The organism is Embleya sp. NPDC055664, assembly GCF_053618075.1.
Genome location: NZ_JBSHGZ010000017.1, coordinates 91,222 through 109,433 on the forward strand (window position 1 = coordinate 91,222; position 18,212 = coordinate 109,433).

An 18,212-nucleotide genomic window follows, 5' to 3' on the forward strand; every position below is an offset into this window, starting at 1 on the left:
GTCAGCCCGGAAGGCGGCCGATTCCGCCCACGGACAGGTGGCCTTCGGGGGTGAGTGGGCGGGTGACCGGCTCGTCCGGGTGCCAGAGGGGGAGGAGGACCACACCGGGGTCCACGAGTTCGAGGCCGTCGAAGTAGCTCTCGATTTCCTCCAGGGGTCGGAAACGACCGCTGCCCAACTGGGTCAGGAAGATCTTTTCCAGCGCGCGCCCCTCCGGCGTGGAGTCGCAGAAGTGGGTGATGAAGATGTAGCTGCCCGGCGGCAGTGCGTCGCGGTAGGCGCGGACCACGCCCGCCGGGTCCTCGTCGTCGGCGAGATGGTGCAGGACGGCCACCAGGAGCAGGCCGACCGGGCGGGTGAAGTCGATGAGTTCGCGCAATTCCGGGCGGGCCAGCACGTCGGCCGGATCGCGCAGGTCGGCGGTCACCACGCGGGTGCGGTGGTTGTCCGCGAGCAGCGCCCGCCCGTGTGCGAGCACGATCGGATCGTTGTCCACGTAGACGACGGCGGCGTCGGGGTTCACCTCCTGGGCGACCTCGTGCGTGTTCTGCACGGTCGGCAGGCCCGAACCCAGGTCGACGAACTGGTCGATGCCCTGGGCCGCCAGATAGCGCACGCCCCGGGCCAGGATGTACCGGTTGTGCCAGGCGCCCTCGTTGGACAGGTTCGCAAGCGCCTCGTCGGCGATCCTGCGGTCCACCGCGAAGTTGTTCTTGCCACCCAGAATGGCGTCGTAGACCCGCGCGACGCTGGGTACGGTGACGTCGATCCCGGTCGGCGCCCAGTCCTCGGGCGACTCCCCCTCCGGCAGGGCGTCGAAGCCCCACTCGTCCTGCTCCCGCTCGACCACGGCTGCTCCTCGTCGATGTCTCGCGCGCTCACCCATGGCGTCTTACGGGCGTACGGAGCCTATCCGAGTCCCTCCGCCACCGAGCGGCAACTTCCGTAACACGTGCGGGGATTGGTGCCGGTGGGGTGGAACCGCGCAGCGCGGGCCGGGCGGACATGCCGACGGCCACCACCCGGAACGGGGAGCGGTGGCCGTCGGCGTGGGGTACCGGGAGCGCGGGTGCGTCAGTCCATCCGGACGATGGCCGCGACCGGCCCACCGCCCGAGGGGCCCTGGTGCACGGCGGCGACCGAGACGAACACGGCCGGGTCGCCGGTGACGGCCGCGGTCACGCCGCCGACGGTGGCCTTGATCTGCCGGTGCCAGTGCACGTCCGAGTCGTCCAGCATGATGTTGCGCCGGCCGCGCACGCTGCCGCTGGGGTCGGCCTCGCACTTGAGGAACACGTTGACCAGGCGGTCGCCGAGGTCGGAGGTGTGCGGACGCTCCGGCAGGTCGATCCCGGCCGAGCGGATCGCCGACCAGATGCCGTCGGCGTCGAGCGCGTCCTTCATCACGCCGTGACCGACCCGGAACGGGCCGCCGACGCCGCGCACGTTGCCGACCACCACGATCTGCGCGCAGTCGAGTTCCACGCCGGAGGAGCAGGACGCCACCGACGAGTACAGCGACAGGTCGCGGTGGATCTGCTCGGCCGTCGGCAGGTCGATCTCGCCCAGCGCGACGGCGATGCCCAGCGCGGTGGTCGAGTTGGAGACGTCCATGGACTTGAGGGTGTCCTCGGTCCACACGTCGAACCCGCGCGACTTGGCGTCGTTGATGGTGTCCAGGACCAGGAGCGGGGTCTTGGTCTGTACGTAGTGCACGTCTGCCGGGTCGGTGATGCCCGCGACCGCCATCGCCGCACGCACGCCGGCGGCGACCTTCTCCACCATCGGCACCCGGCCGATGTCCTCGGGCAGGATCGTCTCGCTCATCGCCACGCCGACCGACACGCGCGGCTCGTCGGTGGGCTCGTACCGGTTCTCCGGCGCGTAGGCGAAGACGGTCGCGTGGGGGGAGATCACGCCGTCGGTGCCGCCGGACCAGACCAGCGGTACCTTGCCGGCCTCCTCGACCGAACGCTTGCCCTTGGCGACCAGCACCTCGCGGAAGGCGCGGTCGGCCAGGATGCGGGTGTAGTCGTTGACCCCGCCGTTGCCCTCGGTCTTGCCGATGACGGCGAGCACGTCGTCCGCGGCGAACACGCCGTCGTCGATCAGCTTGGCCAATCCGGACGCGTCGGTGACGCTCTCGATGGCGACCTTGTGAACCTCGATCGGCCTGGGCACTCGTTCCACCTCGTTCATTGGAGTTCGCTGAATTACCGATACTGACCGATTTTGCGACCGTTGCGGCCGGTTGCACCGCTTCGGCCGCGTCGGATGTTGTGGCCGATCCCGATGCTTTGACCGCTCCGGACGCGTTGCCCGCGTGGCAGGCCCGCGCGTCGGGGCGCGCGGGCCGACGGGACGCTACCCGGCGTCCGCCGTCGCCACGGCCGGTGCCGCCGCCGTAGCCGCGTTCGCCTCCACCACCGTGCCCGCCTCGCCGGCGACCGCGGCGGTGATCCGGTCCAGGGACGTGATCACCGAGCGCCGGCCGCCCGCCTCGACGAAGCGCACCGCCGCCTCGACCTTGGGCCCCATGCTGCCCCCCGCGAACTGCCCCGCCGCGGCGTGCTCGCGCAGCTCTTCCGGGGTGACCCGGCCCAGCTCGCGCTGGTTCGCGGTGCCGTAGTCGAGCATCGCGTTGGGTACGTCGGTGGCGATCACCAGCACGTCCGCGTCGACCGACGCGGCGAGCAGGGCCGCGGTGAGGTCCTTGTCCAGGACCGCCTCCACGCCGCGCTCGGCGCCGTCCGCGTCGCGCACCACCGGGATGCCGCCGCCACCGGCGGCGACCGTGGTGAAGCCCGCCGCGACCAGGGTGCGGATGGCCGGCGCGTCGACCACCTCCAGCGGATCCGGCGACGGAACCACCCGACGCCAGCCCTTGGCGCCCCGGTCCTCCCAGTGCTGGCCGAGCGCGACGAAGCGCTGCGCCTCGGCCTGCGGCAGATGCCGGCCGACCGGCTTGGTCGGGTGCTCGAACGCCGGGTCGGCGGCGTCCACCAGGGTCCGGGTGACCACGGCCGCCACCCGGGCCGGCTGCCCGCGGCGGCGCAGCGCGGCCTCCAGGGCGGAGACGACGGTGAAGCCGAGGGTGCCCTGCGTCTGCGCGCCGCACCAGTCCAGGGTCACGGGAGGTACGACATGCGCGGTCAACTCGTTCTTGACCAGCAGGTTGCCCACCTGGGGGCCGTTGCCGTGGGTGAGCACGACGTCGACGCCGGAGACGATCAGGTCGGCCACCGCCTCCATCGCCACCGCGACGGCCGCCCGCTGGGCGTCGGGGGTGGCGCTCCCGTCCGGCCCCGTCATGGCGTTGCCGCCGAGGGCGATGAGCACTCTCCCGGTGCCGTTCGTGCTCCGGGTGCCGTTCGCGGTGCGGGGAGTTGTCATGTGTCGAACTCTCCTGTCCTGTCGTACGCGGGAGTCCCGATGCACCCGTCGCGGTTCGGCCCGTTGGGCCGTCGTCCGTCCGGGAATTGGGACTCTAGGTGGGGAACCGGGTCGATGGCTTGAGAGTCATTTGACTACAAACACCGATCGATCTGGCAGAAATTGCCGAGTGGCACGCGCGCCCGGGTTCGGGGGTCCACGCCGGGCGCGCGCCCGTTTCAGCAGCCGAGGTGGGCGTATCGCTCCAGCCGCGCCGCGCGGCGTTCCTCGGTCGGTCGGCGCAGCAGGCCGACCAGTTCGTACTCCAGGACCTGTGCGAGCCGGGCCAGGAACGCCATCGGCTCGTCGGCCGCGTCGGGCCGTTCCGCGACGATCCGGTCCACCACCCCGTCGCGCAGCAGGTCGAGCGAGCGGATGCCCTGCGCCGCCGCGATCTCGGCGCCGCGGGTGGGCGTGCGGTAGCGCAGCGCCGAGGCGCCCTCGGGCGGAAGCGGGGACAACCAGCCGTGCTGGGCGCAGAGCACCCGGTCGGCGGGCAGCAGGGCGAGCGCGCCGCCGCCCGCGCCCTGGCCCAGCAGCAGGCACAGGGTCGGCGTGGGCAGGGTGACCAGTTCGGCCAGGCAGCGGGCGATCTCGCCGGCCAGTCCGCCCTCCTCGGCCTCCGGGCTGAGCGCCGCGCCGCCGGTGTCCACGACGCTGACCAGCGGCAGGTCGAGTTCGGCGGCCAGGCGCATGCCGCGGCGGGCCACCCGCAGGCCGGCCGGGCCGAACGGGCCGTGGCTGGACTGGCGGGCGCGATCCTGGGCGAGCACGACGCAGGGCGCGCCGCCGAACCTGGCCAGCGCGAGCAGCAGGCCGGGGTCGCTCTCCCCCTGGCCGGTGCCGTGCAGGGGCACCACGGCACTCGCCGCGTGCCGGAGCAGGGCGCGCGCGCCGGGGCGTTCGGGGCGGCGGGAGAGTTCGACCGAGGTCCACGCGGGTACGTCGGCCAGGTCCTCGACGGGCAGCGGGGCCACGTCGGGCAGGTTCTCGCGCGGCGCGGTGACGATGTCCAGGACCCGGGCGGCCACGTCGCCGAGCCGGTCGGGCTCGACGACGGCGTCGACCAGGCCGTGCGCGTACAGGTTCTCCGCGACCTGGACACCCTCGGGGAACGGCCGGCCGTACAGCGCCTCGTAGACGCGCGGGCCGAGGAAGCCGATCAGCGCGCCGGGTTCGGCGGCGGTGACGTGGCCGAGCGAGCCCCAGGAGGCGAGTACGCCGCCGGTGGTCGGGCCGCGCAGGTAGACGAGGTAGGGCAGGCCGGCGCTCTTGTGCGCGGCGACGGCGGCGCTGATCCGGACCATCTGGAGGAAGGCGACCGTGCCCTCCTGCATCCGGGTGCCGCCGGAGGTCGGCGAGGCGACCAGGGGCAGGCCCTCGGCGGTGGCCCGTTCGATCGCGGCGACCAGGCGCGAGGACGAGGCGACTCCGATCGACCCGGCCAGGAAGCCGAATTCGCAGGCCACCACGGCCACCCGGCGGCCCCGGATCCGGCCCTCGCCGGTGACCACGGACTCGTCGACGCCGCTCTTGGCCTCGGCGGCGCGCAACTCGTCGCGGTAGCCGGGGTCCAGGCGCTCGGGGCGGTGCGGCGGGGCGTCCCAGCTCGTCCAGGTGTCGGGGTCGAGCACGAGGCGGATGAGGTCGTGCGCGCCGACGCGGGGGCGGCGGGGCGGCGCGGCGGGAGCGGGCGCGGCCGGCACCGCTTCCGCCCCCACCGGTTCGGCCCTCACGCGCGCCGCGCGGCGTGCAGGGCGCGGGCGTCCTCGGCGTCGAGCCAGGCCTGCACGCTGTCCGTGTGCTGGCCGAGCGTCGGCGGGGCGTCGTGCCGCCGGCGCCCGTCGTCGCTCGTACCGTCGACTCCGTCGAGGCGGATCGGCGGGCCGGGCAGCGTGATCGGGCCGAGGGTGCTGTGCATGACGTCGAGCAGCAGGCCCTGCGACTTGGTCTGGTCCCAGTCGTAGACCCGGTCGATGGTGCGCACTTCGCCGGCCGGGATGCCGGCGGCGGCCAACTCGGGCAGCAGGTCGTCCACGTCGCGCGCGGCGAACGCGGCGTTGATCGCCTCCGCGAGTTCGGCCCGGTTGACCACCCGGTCGGCGTTGACCGCGAACCGGGCGTCGTCCACCGCGAGGCCGACCATCGGGGCGAACTTGGCCCACAACTTCTCGCTGCCCACCGCGACCTGGATGATCGCGTCCTTGCAGCGGTAGGAGCCGTACGGCTGGAGCGAGGGGTGCAGGTTGCCCTGCGCGCGCCCGACCTGGTCGGCGACGGTGTAGTTGGTGCCCTGGAAGGCGTGTACGCCGACGATCGCGGACAGCAGCGAGGTGCGCACGACCCGGCCCAGGCCGGTGCGCTCGCGCTCGTGCAGCGCGGCGACCACGCCGTAGGCGCCGTACATCCCGGCCAGCAGGTCGCCGATCGGTACGCCGATGCGGGTGGGGTCGTCGGGGCCGGGGCCGGTCAGGCTCATCAGGCCCGCCTCGCCCTGGGCGATCTGGTCGTAGCCGGGCCGGCCGCCCTGCGGACCGTCGTGGCCGAAGCCGGTGATGGACAACACCACCAGGCGCGGGTTGAGCCTGGTCAGCTCCTCCATCGGGAAGCCGAGCCGGTCGAGCACGCCGGTGCGAAAGTTCTCCACGAGCACGTCGCTGTGCCGGATCAGCCGGGCGAGGGTGGCCCGGCCCTCCTCGGTCTTCAGGTCGAGGACTATCGACTCCTTGTTGCGGTTGCAGGAGAGGAAGTAGGTCGACTCGCGGGCGTCCTCGGCGCCGACGAACGGCGGGCCCCAGCCTCGGGTGTCGTCGCCGCCGTCGGGGTTCTCCACCTTGATCACCCGGGCGCCCATGTCGCCGAGCATCATCGCGGCGTGCGGGCCGGCGAGGGCGCGGGAGAGGTCGAGCACGACGAGATCGCAGAGCGGTCCGCTCACGTCGAACACCCCTTTCTGCATGTGTGCGGCGGTGCGCAGTCCGGCGTCGAATGCGTCCAAGTTAGGCGGCGACGCGGCGTTGCTCGCCGTCAGTTACTGCCCAAGGAATCGCGCTCGCTTGGCAATACTTGGTGTTGGAAGCCTGGGGCGTAGTGGGCGTCGTCGGGGGCGAACACCCGTCGGGCGAAGTCTTCGAAGCGGGTCGGCGCCCGGCCGAGCAGCATCGCCAGGGTGCGCGGATTGCCGGTCAGGCCGTGCCGGTCGTAGAACGCGAACATCGCGGTCAGCGTGTCCAGGGCGTAGCCGGACAGGCCGCCGGCGCGGGCGTTCTCGCACCACTCGCGCGGGTCGATCCGGCGCGCGGTGACGGGGCGGTCGAGTACGGCGGCCAGGTGCGAGGCCATCAGCCGGGGCGTCAGCGCCTCCGGGCCGGCCAGTTCGTACACCGCGTTCTCGTGGCCGCCCTCGCACAACACGACCGCCGCGGCCTGGGCCACGTCGCGCAGGTCGACGGCGGCGAACGGGGCGTCCACCCGGTAGGGCACCACGTAGTCGCCGATCCGCACGATCGCGTCGCGGGCGTCCAGGATGTTCTGCTGGTACGGCCCGGGCTGCAGCACGGTCACCGCGAGGCCCGACTCGAACAGGGCCTCCTCGACCCGCGCCTTGGCCTCGTGATGCGGCATCGCCCGCAGCTGGGGCCGCAACACGGAATGGAACACGAACCGGCTCACGCCTGCCCGCTCGGCGGCGGTGATCACGGCGCGCCCGATGGCCGGTTCGTCCGGGTGCACGTTCGGCGCGATGTGATAGATCGCCTCGCACCCGGCCAGCGCCTCGGCGAGGTCGGCCGGCACGGTGACGTCGCCCACCACCGCCTCGCTCGCCCCGGCCGCGAGCGCCACCGCGACCTGCTCGGGCCGCCGCACCAACGCCCGCACCCGCACCCCACGCTCGGCCAACGCCCAGGTCAACGCCCGCCCGGTCTTCCCCGCGGCCCCGGTAATCACGATCATGCCCCCACGCTAGGCAGCACCGGCCCGGGGTTTCACGGTGCGCCCTCGCCAACACGGCCCCGCTGAATCGGGCACATAGTGCCGAAGCCGGGGTGTGTGGGGCGGTAGCGGCGGAGGCGGCCCCGAGTGCCGTGGACGCCGGCAATGATCCGTGTCACGGATCCCGTCGCGCGCCGGCTGTGCCGCCGGCGCGGCGTACCGCCCTTGCCGACGACCGGCGCGAGGTGCGTGCCAGTAGCGCGATATCCACGCCGAAGGCGGCGACCAGGTCACCGCCGTCCGTGACGGCGAGAGCTCTGCATGGTGCGGGCAGGGGTATCCGGTCGACGCACGATCCGGTGCCGAGGTCCCATACCCGCACGGTGCGGTCGGTGGAGCCCGTGGCGACGATCGGTCTCCTGTCCGACACGGTGCATGCCACCGCGAGCACCGTGCCGGTGTGGCCGGTGAGGGGCGCGTGGTGTGGCTGTCCCGAGGTCAGGTCCCATACCCGCACGGTCTCGTCGTCGGAGCCGGTGACGGCGACGGGTTTCCCGTTCAACGTGGTGCACGCGATTGCGCGTACGGGGCCGGTGTGGCCGGTGAGAGGTGCGCCGAATTCGCTTGCCGACAGCAGATCCCATGTCCGTACGGTGTAGTCGTTGGAGCCGGTGACGGCGACGGGCTTCCCGGCCAACGTGGTGCATGCCACCGCGCGTACCGGGAGGGCATGGTCGGTGAACGGCGCGCTGTGCGGGCGTCCCGAGGTCAGGTCCCACACCCGTACGGTCTCGTCCTCGGAGCCGGTGACGGCGACGGATTTCCCGTCGACGACGGTGCACGCGACTGCGCGCACCCAGTCGGAGTGGCCGGTGAGGGGTTTGCCGAGCGGGCGCCCCGAGGCCAGGTCCCATATCCGTACGGTGTGGTCGTCGGAGCCGGTGACGGCGACGGGGCTGCCGTTGACGACGGTGCATGCGACTGCGCGCACCCAGTCGTAGTGCCCCGTGAGTGCTTCGCCGTGCGGGCGTGCCGACGCCAGGTCCCACACCCGCACGGTTTCATCGTCGGAACCGGTGACAGCAATGGGTCTCCCGGCCAACGTGGTGCACGCCACCGCGCGTATCGGGAGGGTGTGGCCTATGAGGGGCCCGCCGTGTGGGTGTCTCGAAGTCAGGTCCCATGTCCGTACGGTGTGGTCGTCGGAGCCGGTGACAGCGATGGGGCTGCCGTTGACGACGGTGCACGCGACTGCGCGCACCCAGTCGGAGTGGCCGGTGAAGGGTGCGCGGTGTGGGCGTTCCGAGATCAGGTCCCATACCCGCACGGTTTCGTCGTCGGAGGTGGTGACGGCGGCGGGACTTCCGTCCGACATGGTGCACGCAACTCCGCGTAGGGGGCCGGTGTGGCCGGTGAGGGGTTTGCCGAGCGGGTGTCCCGAGGTCAGGTCCCATGTCCGTGCCGTGTGGTCCTCGGAGCCGGTGATGGCGACGGGTTTTCCGTTGATGACGCTGCACGCCACCGCGGTCACGGGGCCGGTGTGGCCGGTGAGGGGTTTGCCGAGCGGGTGTCCGGAGGTCAGGTCCCATGTCCGTGCCGTGTGGTCGTCGGAGCCGGTGATGGCGACGGGTTTTCCGTTGATGACGCTGCACGCCACCGCGGTCACGGGGCCGGTGTGGCCGGTGAGGGGCTCGCCGTGTGGGCGTCCGGAGGTCAGGTCCCAGATCCGCGCGGTGTTGTCGTTGGAGCCGGTGACGGCGACGGGCCTCCCATCCATGACGGTGCACGCCACGGCACGCACGCCGTACGTTCGGCCGGTGAGGGGCTCGCCGTGTGGGCGTCCGGAGGTCAGGTCCCAGATCCGTACGGTGTCGTCGTCGGAGCCCGTGACGGCGACGGCTCGTCCGTCCAGCATGGTGCACGCCACCGCGAACACGGGGCCGGTGTGGCCGGTGAGAGGTTCACCAACCGGGTGTCCCGAGGTCAGGTCCCATGTCCGTACTGTGTGGTCGAAGGAGCCGGTGACGGCGATGGGCCTCCCATTGACGACGGTGCACGCCACCGCGAGCACCCAGGCAGTGTGGCCGGTGAGGGTGTCGCGGCAGGCGGGGTCGAGGCGTCCTCCCGTCGCTGCGACGGCTGTCCATCCATCGGATGCGATTTTGTCGGTGAACGCGGTTGCGAGGGCCTGAGCGCGGAGGCGTGTCGCGTCCAGTGCGAGGAGCCGGCGACGGGTGGGTGGGTCGGTGTGGCGGTGGGTGCCGATGGAGGCTCGGTAGACGGACGAGGCGAGTACGGCGTCGTCGCCGTGGGCGTTGGGGAACGCGGCCACGAGGGCGGCCGGGTCGGCGTGGGTGAGGTATTCCGTGTCGGTGAGGACGTCGTCGAGGCGGTCGGCGGCTTCGGCGTGTGCCGGGGCGTGGCGCAGCAGGTAGGGCGGGGCGGTGTCCCAGGCGCGGAGGTGGTCGGCGTGGGTGGCGTGCGTGGTCAGGAGATGGTCCAGGATCCGGTGCGCGGTGTCGGGCCGGCGGGGCGCGAGATGGTCGACGAGGGCCTGGTGGAAGAGGCGGTGCAGGAGGGTGCCGTCGGTGTCGGGCGTGGTGCGCAGGTAGAACAGGGCCTCGGGTAGGAGGGTTCGGGCCTGCTCGGGGGTGAGGTCGGGGGCGAAGACGCCGGCGAGGGGGAGGGCGACTTCGAGTGGCATCCCCTCGCCCCGGGCGGTGGCGAGGGCGGTGAGGAGCGCGCGGATCGTTCGGCCGTCGGGGCGCGCGGCCAGGTCGAGATCCAGGACGTCCGGCAGGGTGATGGGCGCGGAGCGGCCCAACTCGGCGGCGGCGTCCGGGGTTTCGGGGGCGGGGCGGTGTTCCAGGTGGCGGGTGAGGATCCCCGCAACCAGGAACGCCCCCCATTCGGGACGCCGGCCGCCGGTCGGGGCGAGGCGTTCGGCGGCGCCGCGGGCGAGGGATTCGCGGATGGCGCGGCGGCCGGGAGGGGCGTAGGCGGGCAGGTCGGCCAGGCGCGCGCTCAGGTGGGCGGCGAGGTCGTCGCGGACCTCGACCGGGTCGGCGTCGTCCAGGTCGGTCAGGCCGCCCGCGGCTTCGGCCGGGTCGAGCAGGGCGGTGAACATCGGCCGCCACGGGCGAGTGCCCACCAATAGGCGTGCCGCCCGGGTGCCGTCGGGGCGGGTGGCGCGGGCCAGTCGGACCAGTTCCGCGCAGAGCGCCGGCGGGTCGGCCGCTTCGTCCAGGGCGTCCACGAGGACCGCGGGCACGTCGCCGGTGGCGGGCAGCAGGGCGGCCAGGGTGCCGGCGTCGACGGGCGTGTCCGCGTTCGCGTCCGTGTCTGTGTCGGGGGCCAGGCGGAGTTGGCGGGCGACGGAGGCGAGTACCTCGCTCGACGAGCGACCTCGGGCGTGTACCGCGGCCAGGCGGTCGTTGATCGACGGACACCCCGCCGTGTCGCGCGCGCCGAGGCGTTCGCGGACCTGGGGTGCGACCGCGACGAGTTCGGGGTGTGCCGCGCAGGCCAGCGCGCCGAGCAGGGCGGATTTGCCCACGCCGGGGCTGCCCGTGACCACCCGCAGGCCGCCGGTGGTCACGTCGTCCAACCACGGTGCCAGCAGGCGCAGATGGGTGCGGCGGCCGGTTAAGCGCGTACCGGCCTTGTCGGTGAAGTGGCGGGCGTCGGCGGGGTCCAGGAACACGCGCAGCGCGGGATCGGCGACCCCGCCACGGGCGGCGGCGGCCGGGTTGTACGCGCCGTTCGGGAAGAACGGCAGGTCCGGCTCGACGGGTCCGGGGTCCAGCGGGGTGCTCCACACGTCCTGTGCGAACGCCGAGCGCTGCGACATCCGGGCGTGGATGTGCCGCGCCACCACCGAGAAGTGCACATACGGGCGGGCGGGGTCGGTGTCCAGGCCCGTGCGCGCGAGATCGTCCAGGACCTCGGCGACGACCCGGCTGAAGAGCCCGTCGAAGGCGTCCTGGTCGCCGGTCGACGCGGCGATCACCCACGCCCGCACGTTCGTTCCGGCACGGTGGACCAGGTGCGGCAGGGTCGCGGCGCGGCCGGAGCGGCACAGGTCGAGCAGGAACAGCGTGGGCGTGCCCAGGCGTTGCGCGTCGTTCACCCACTGCGTGGCGTTCGTCCCGCGGCCCACCCGCGCGTCCGCCGGTACCACGTCCACCCGCGACGGGTCGGACACGTCCGCGTTCCCGTGCGCGGCGACGTACACCACCCGCGCCGACCCCAACGCCCCGTCCACCGCCGACCGCAGCGCGACCGAGTCGGGGTCCATCCGCACGTCGATGGTGTACCCCAGTCGGTCCAGCGCCGCCGCCACCGGAGGGACGACCTCGGCGACGAACGGCAGGTCGGACCACGTCGGCGCGCCGACCGGCGTCTCGTCCGGGCAGGAGTCGGCGTCGAAGCGGCCGATCCCGATCACCAACGCGCGCTCGGCGCCCACCGGTACCCCCGTTCTTCGGACGCCAGGATGCCAAGAAACGCACGCGCGCACCCCGGGAACAGCGCCGATCACATGCGCTTCACCCCAGGCGGCGAATGCCGGCGGGCCGGTCCGGCGATCGGGTCCCCGGATCCGGCCGACCTCTCGCGCCACCATGCCCGGAACGCGAAGTGTCCCGCCGGGCCTGGGCTCGGCGGGACACCTCACGTGCGGCGGGTCGGTTCACACGATGGTGTGGGCCCGTGTCGCGCTTCGGGTCAGGAGGCGCGGTTGCCGCGGCGCTTGCGGAGGATCATGCCGCCGCCGACGAGGGCCGCGGCGGTGGCGAGGAGGCCGCCCACCGCTACGCCGCCGGTGCTGGCGAGCGAGCCGCCGCCACCGCCGCCGCCGGTGGTGGCGGGCTGGGTCGCGGTCGCGGTCGCCGAGGTGGAGGGCGACGAGGACGCGGACGTCGACGGGGTGCCGGTCGGCGGGGCCGTGGTCGGCGTCCCACCGGTGGGCGGTGCCGTCGTCGGGGGCTGAGTGGTGGGCGGCGCCGTGGTCGGCGGGGCCGTCGTGGGCGGCTGCGTGGTGGGCGGAGTGGTGGTCGGCGGGGTCGTCGGCGGCTTGGTGGGCGTCGACTTCGCCGGGCAGGTGTGGGACAGGTTGAAGAACTTGACGCTGCCGCCCTTGACCTGGGCGACCGCCGAGGTCAGCTTGGCGCCGGCCGGCGAGGCCACGTACGCGTGCTTGTCGGTCGGCGGACCGAACGTGGTGAGGACCTGTTGGCCACCCGGCTGGAACGTCACGGTCAGCGTGACGAACGTCGCCTCGTTGGTGGGCAGTACGAAGTGCCAGCCGTCCTGGTCGGCCGGAGTCGGGCATCCGCCCTCATGCGAGACCCCGGGGTCGGTGGCGGATACGGGCGTCTGCTGGTGCAGCTTCACGGTGTACGTGTTGCCGGAGGCGAGCGCGGGCGCCGCGCCGACCGCCACGGCCAGTGACGGTATGGCCAATACGGCCGCCCAGCGGGCGAGCGTGGAGGACGAAGACATGGAGATACCTCTTGGGCAGGAGTGAATCGCATCCCGGAGGATCACTCGCGTCACCCGAAACGAGAATCGCCACCGAGACGGTTCGCTGCGCTCGCCCGAAGACCGCTTCGCCCCCCCCAGGACCGAAAAAGACCCTCGATGAGGGCAGCCGAGATTCCCACTCCGGCGAGTTCACCGTCAAGATCGAACTGTCCATAATGGCGGCTGATCTCCGGTTTGATGACCGGGATCGGATATAACAATTTCCGCCATCGCGGCATAGTCGGGACGGTTGGCCCAAGCCGGGATGAACTCATGGTGATCAAGGTGTCGCGGGCCGTCGATGGGGATGGCGGTCGTGGCCGGAAATGGATGGGGCTCGGCCGGCCGGTGCCGTTCGCCGTCGTGGGAGCGGGACTTCGCCCGCGGTGTCGGGTCGGGTGCGGTGCCGGGCGTCGTGGAGCTCGGCGGGAGACTGAAGACACGCCTCAGGTCGGGTTCGGGCCTCGGGTGGTGAGGAGGTCGCGGGCGGTGAGCGCGGCGCGTAGGGGGCCCTGGCGGTCGGGGGCGTCGGGGCTTACGTGGAGCAGGGATTCGATCAGGGCGAGGCGTTGGTGGACCGATTGGCGGCGGAGGAACAGGACGCCGGCGGTCTCGGTCTTGGAGCAGCCGCAGCGCAGGTACGCCTCGAGGGTGTCCACCAGACCGGTGCCGCGGGTGGCGTCGGCGGCCAGGAGCGGGCCGAGTTGGTCCTCGACGAGGTCGGCCAGTTCCTCCGGGGGCAGTCCGTCCAGGAGGCGTTCAAGGGCCCAGTCGTCGGCGAGTACGGTTTCGGCGACGCCGGTGGGCCGGATCGGGTGTACTCGGCGGGCCAGGCGCAGGGTGTCGCGCGCGGCGCGCAGGCTGTGTCCGACCCGGGCCACGTCCCGCACGAGCGGGCCGAGGGCGGCGGTCGGCTCGTGGCCGGCGGCCCCGGGCAGACCGAGGCGGTCGGCGAGTTCGGCGATGTGGGTGGGGCGGTCCAGGGCGATCAGGGCGTACGCGCCGCCGGGGCCGTCGCTGACGAGGCCGCGGCCGCCGCACGCGCGCAGGCCCTCGTACAGGGTGGTCACCGCCTGCACCGGGTCGGGCCGGCGCAGGGCGACGGTCGCCCACACGGCGGTGCCGGCCGGGACGAGGCCGCACACCGTCAGGCGCGCGGCGACCTCGCGCGGGGGCAACGCGTCACCGAGCAGCCCTTCCACGAGCTCCCGCCGCTCGCGGCCCACCCGGCCACCACGGTCGGCGAGCCGCAACAGGGCGGGCGCGAACACCTGCGCGGCGTGCTCGGCCACCTCCCGCGCGATCGCCGCTCCCGCGGTCGACCAGGGCCCGTCGACGGGGGCAGCGCTCGGCGTCGCCGCACCCGGGGTGTGGTCGGCGTCGGTCGTGCCTGCTGTCCTGGTTGCGCTGGTCGTGGCGTTGGCCGTGTTGGGGTCGGCCGCGCCTGCCGCGCCCGGCATGTGGTTGGCGTCGGTCGTGCCGGTCGTGCCTGCTGTCCTGGTTGTGCTGGTCGCGGGGCCGGTCGCGTTGTGGTTGGCCGCGCCCGCCGCGCCCGGTGATGGGTTGGCGTCCGTCGCGTCCGCCGCGCCCGCCGGGCCCACGAGTAGCCGTCCCCACAGTGCGCCCCTGAGTTCGACGCCGGCTTCGGCTGTTGGGGTCCTGACGACCGCGGTCGGGTCGTCCGTGCCCGCGTAGGCGGTGAGCGTTCCGTCGAGGGCCGCCAGGACCACCGGGCGGTTGGTGAGCGTGGACAGCGTGGTGGTGAGTTCTTCGACGCCCGCGCCTCGCGCCAGGACGCCGGACAGGGTTCGCACGATGCGGTTGACGTGGCGCAGTCGTGTCACCGCCGAGTCGAGGATGGCCGCGTTGACCGCCTCGGCGATCTCGACGAACGGCACGACGCCGCGCAGGACGACCAGCGGCAGCCCCGCGTCCGCCGCCGCGCGAACCACGTCGTCCGGGACCTCGCGGAACGTACGGCCGACCTCCAGGGCCACCCCGGCCACGCCCGCCGCCGCCAGCTCCGTGACATAGCGTCGCCGCTCGCCCGCGTCCCGTCCGGCCAGGCCCAGACCCGTCGTGAGCAGCAGTTCGTCGCCGCGCAGCAGCGGGGCGATCTCGTAGATCTCGCTGGAGTGCACCCAGCGCACCGGGCGATCCAGGTCCGCGTGCGGATCCGGTACCGCCGGGTCGGCTCCGCGCATCAGCGGATGGTCGAGGACCGCGCGCAGGGACAGCGTCATGGACACTCCGTCCGGAAGATCCGTCAGTATGGCGGTCACGGTGTCCGTTGTCACGACCCGCCCGGCCGAGGAACCTTCGGTGATCACCCCACCGTAGCTCTCACCGCAGACCACATCGCATCGCACCGCGTCCCCCATCGCAGTGCTCCGCTCCGTCCCACCGGAGGTCTCCGTGGCAACCCTCGACCACCCCGCGCAACCCGCTCGCCCCGAGCGCGCGGTCGACCACATCCAGGTCGACCACACCCAGTCCCTCGAACCGGTACCCGACGAGGCCCGCGACTCGACGCCCGCGCACCAGTTCTGGATCTGGGCCGGCGCCAACATCGCGCCGATCAACTGGGTCCTGGGCGCCCTCGGCATCGTGCTCGGCCTGGGACTGGTCGACACCGTACTGGTCCTGATCGTCGGCAACCTGATCGGCATGGGCGTCTTCGGCCTGTTCGTACTGATGGGCCAGCGCACCGGCGTGACCCAGATGGTGCTGGCCCGGGCCGCGTTCGGTCGGCGCGGCGCCTACCTGCCCGCCGCCGTCCAGGGCGTGATCTCCGCCGGGTGGTGCGCGATCAACACCTGGATCGTGCTCGACCTCGTGATGGCCCTCCTCGACAGCGTCGGCTACGAGGGCGGCAACGGCACCAAGGTCGTGGTCGTCCTGGTGGTGATGGCCGTCCAGATCGCGATCGCCGCATCCGGCTTCGCCGCCATCGCCGGCTTCGAGCGCTGGACCGTACCCGCCACCCTGGTCGTGCTGGCCGCGATGACCGCGGTGGCCTGGACCCGGCTCGACATCGACTGGGGCCACGCGAGCACGTTGAGCGGCGGCGACCGCTGGTCGGCGATGAGCACGGTGATGACCGCGATCGGCGTCGGCTGGGGCATCACGTGGTTCGCCTACGCCTCCGACTACTCCCGCTTCGTGCCGCGCACCACCTCCCGCCGCAAGCTGTACGCGGCCAGCGTGCTGGGCCAGTTCGTCCCCGTGGTCTGGCTCGGCGTGCTCGGCGCGTCACTGGCCACGGTGAACGCCAAGGCCGACCCGGGGCAACTGATCGTCGACTCGTTCGGCCCGCTCGCCATCCCCGTGCTGCTGCTCGTGCTGCACGGGCCGATCGCCACCAACATCCTGAATCTGTACAGCTGTTCGCTCTGTGCGCAGACCCTGGACATCAAGGTCTCGCGGCGCGTGTTGTCCTGCCTGGTGGGCGCGTTCGCCACCGTGTTCACGCTGTTCCTGATCTTCCGGGCGAGCCTGGCGCACACCCTGGACACCTGGCTCGCGGGCATGGTCACCTGGGTCGCGCCGTGGGCCGCGGTGATGTTGGTGCACTTCTACGTGTTCGCCCGACAGCGCGTGGACGTCGCCGCGCTGTACGCCGCGCCGCGCCGCGGCCTGCGCGCCGACGTGCGCTGGTCGGCGATCGTCGCGCTGCTGTGCGGCATGGTTGCCACCTGGTGCTTCGAGTACGGCGTCCCCGAGGCGCTGCGCGGCCCGGGCGCCCGGGCGATCGGCAACGTGGACCTGTCCTGGTTGGCGGGCGCGATCGCCGCGGGTGGGCTGTACCTGGTGCTGGGTCGCCACGAGCGCAAGCAGGAGCGGGTGCCCGAACCCGCCCGATCGTGACCCGATTCCGATCCCCGAACCATCCCTGGAGCGACCGAACATGCAGAGCAGCCTCACCGTGACCGACTGCCGGCTCCTCGACCGGGCCGACCGGGCCGACCGGGTCGACATCGTGGTGACGGACGGCATCGTCACCGACATCACCCCCGCCGGGACGCGAGCCGTCGCGCCGACCGGTCAGGTCGTGGACGCCGCCGGTGCGCTGGCCACGCCGCCGTACGTCGAGCCGCACATCCACCTCGACACGGCCCTGACCGCCGGCCAACCCCGCTGGAACACCTCCGGCACGTTGTGGGAAGGCATCGAACGCTGGTCCGAACGCAAGGCGATGCTCACACGCGAGGACGTACTGGCCCGCGCCGAACAGGTGTTGCGCTGGCAGGTGGCCCACGGCGTACTGCACGTACGCAGCCACTGCGACGTCACCGACCCCGAACTCACCGCGCTGCACGCGCTGATCGAACTGCGCGAGCGGGTACGGGATGTGCTCGACCTCCAGGTGGTGGCGTTTCCCCAGGAGGGCATCGTGTCCTTCGACGGCGGAGAGGCGCTGATGGAGCGTGCGGTGGCCGCCGGGGTGGACGTGATCGGGGCCATCCCGCACTTCGAGGACACCCGCGAGGACGGTGTGCGGTCGTTGGAGATCGCCTTCGAACTCGCCGAGCGGCACGGGCTGATGGTGGACGTGCACTGCGACGAGATCGACGACGAGCAGTCCCGATTCGTCGAGGTGGTCGCCACACTGGCCCGGCGCGGCGGCCTCGGCTCCCGGGTGACGGCCAGTCACACCACCGCGATGGGCTCGTACAACGGCGCGTACAGCCGCAAGTTGCGCCGGATCGTGGCCCGTTCGGGCATCAACCTGGTGAGCAACCCGATGGTGAACCTGACCCTCCAGGGCCGCTTCGACGACTACCCCAAGCGCCGCGGCCTGACCCAGGTCAAGGAGATGCTGGCGGCCGGCGTCAATGTGGCATTCGGCCACGACGACGTGATGGACCCGTGGTTCCCATTGGGCACGGCCAACCCGATCCAGGTGGCCCACGCCGGCATCCTGGCCGCGCAACTGTCCGGCCAGACGGAAATCGACGAGGCGTTCGCGATGGTCACGACACGGGCCGCCGGGGTCTTGGACTTGGGCGAGCAATATGGCATCGCGATCGGCCGCCCGGCCAACTTCCTGCTCCTGCGCGCCGATTCCCCCTTCGACGTGCTGCGCCGCCAGGTGCGGCCGAGCCACGTGATCGCGCGGGGGAGAGTGGTGGCCGAGACCCCGGCGGCGCCGACGCGGCTGATGTGGCCGGGACGGGAGGCGGAGGAGGTGGACTTCGGGCGGCACTGACACCTCCACCATGATCACGCAATGCACCGATTCGGCGGCGACGCGTGAGTTTCGGCCACCAGCATGGCGGCGGGATTACGGGCCGAGATGAGCCGAAATGCACTCGCGCACGGTA

The 18,212-nt window shown here is 72.7% G+C and carries 11 protein-coding genes; 2 read left to right on the forward strand and 9 right to left on the reverse strand.

Annotation, left to right across the window (positions count from 1 at the left end):
- Window position 1 precedes the first annotated feature (1 nt).
- The 9 genes from ACWGR4_RS25930 to ACWGR4_RS25970 all read right to left on the reverse strand — a co-directional run bounded on the left by ACWGR4_RS25930 (window position 2) and on the right by ACWGR4_RS25970 (window position 15,131).
- Complete coding sequence (locus ACWGR4_RS25930; RefSeq protein ID WP_380003793.1) at window positions 2–850, reverse strand: SAM-dependent methyltransferase; 849 nt, start codon at window positions 848–850, stop codon at window positions 2–4.
- Between the two features lie 224 nt (window positions 851–1,074).
- On the reverse strand, window positions 1,075–2,181 hold the full coding sequence (locus ACWGR4_RS25935) for a barbiturase (RefSeq protein ID WP_126637145.1): 1,107 nt from the start codon (window positions 2,179–2,181) through the stop codon (window positions 1,075–1,077).
- 183 nt (window positions 2,182–2,364) lie between these two features.
- A complete protein-coding gene (locus tag ACWGR4_RS25940; RefSeq protein WP_452131505.1) occupies window positions 2,365–3,393 on the reverse strand; it encodes a carbamate kinase in 1,029 nt (342 codons plus the stop codon).
- 218 nt (window positions 3,394–3,611) lie between these two features.
- Window positions 3,612–5,153 carry a carboxyl transferase domain-containing protein gene (locus tag ACWGR4_RS25945; RefSeq protein ID WP_380003795.1) on the reverse strand — a complete coding sequence of 514 codons (1,542 nt, stop codon included), beginning with the start codon at window positions 5,151–5,153 and terminating at the stop codon, window positions 3,612–3,614.
- 11 nt (window positions 5,154–5,164) lie between these two features.
- The gene (locus tag ACWGR4_RS25950; protein ID WP_452131504.1) at window positions 5,165–6,430 is read right to left on the reverse strand and encodes a CaiB/BaiF CoA transferase family protein; all 1,266 of its coding nucleotides are present in this window, start codon (window positions 6,428–6,430) and stop codon (window positions 5,165–5,167) included.
- A gap of 29 nt (window positions 6,431–6,459) precedes the next feature.
- Window positions 6,460–7,386, reverse strand: a complete 927-nt coding sequence (locus ACWGR4_RS25955) for an SDR family oxidoreductase (protein ID WP_380003797.1) — start codon at window positions 7,384–7,386, stop codon at window positions 6,460–6,462.
- A 154-nt stretch (window positions 7,387–7,540) separates the two neighbouring features.
- A complete protein-coding gene (locus ACWGR4_RS25960; protein ID WP_452131503.1) occupies window positions 7,541–11,833 on the reverse strand; it encodes a hypothetical protein in 4,293 nt (1,430 codons plus the stop codon).
- Between the two features lie 257 nt (window positions 11,834–12,090).
- The gene (locus ACWGR4_RS25965) at window positions 12,091–12,867 is read right to left on the reverse strand and encodes an LPXTG cell wall anchor domain-containing protein (RefSeq protein ID WP_380003798.1); all 777 of its coding nucleotides are present in this window, start codon (window positions 12,865–12,867) and stop codon (window positions 12,091–12,093) included.
- A gap of 467 nt (window positions 12,868–13,334) precedes the next feature.
- On the reverse strand, window positions 13,335–15,131 hold the full coding sequence (locus tag ACWGR4_RS25970; RefSeq protein WP_452131502.1) for a PucR family transcriptional regulator ligand-binding domain-containing protein: 1,797 nt from the start codon (window positions 15,129–15,131) through the stop codon (window positions 13,335–13,337).
- A 172-nt stretch (window positions 15,132–15,303) separates the two neighbouring features.
- Between ACWGR4_RS25970 and ACWGR4_RS25975 the strand changes: the two genes are divergently transcribed.
- Window positions 15,304–16,755, forward strand: coding sequence for a purine-cytosine permease family protein (locus ACWGR4_RS25975; protein ID WP_452131501.1), 1,452 nt, complete (start codon window positions 15,304–15,306; stop codon window positions 16,753–16,755).
- A 40-nt stretch (window positions 16,756–16,795) separates the two neighbouring features.
- Window positions 16,796–18,097 carry a cytosine deaminase gene (gene codA / locus ACWGR4_RS25980; protein ID WP_452131500.1) on the forward strand — a complete coding sequence of 434 codons (1,302 nt, stop codon included), beginning with the start codon at window positions 16,796–16,798 and terminating at the stop codon, window positions 18,095–18,097.
- Window positions 18,098–18,212 lie beyond the last annotated feature (115 nt).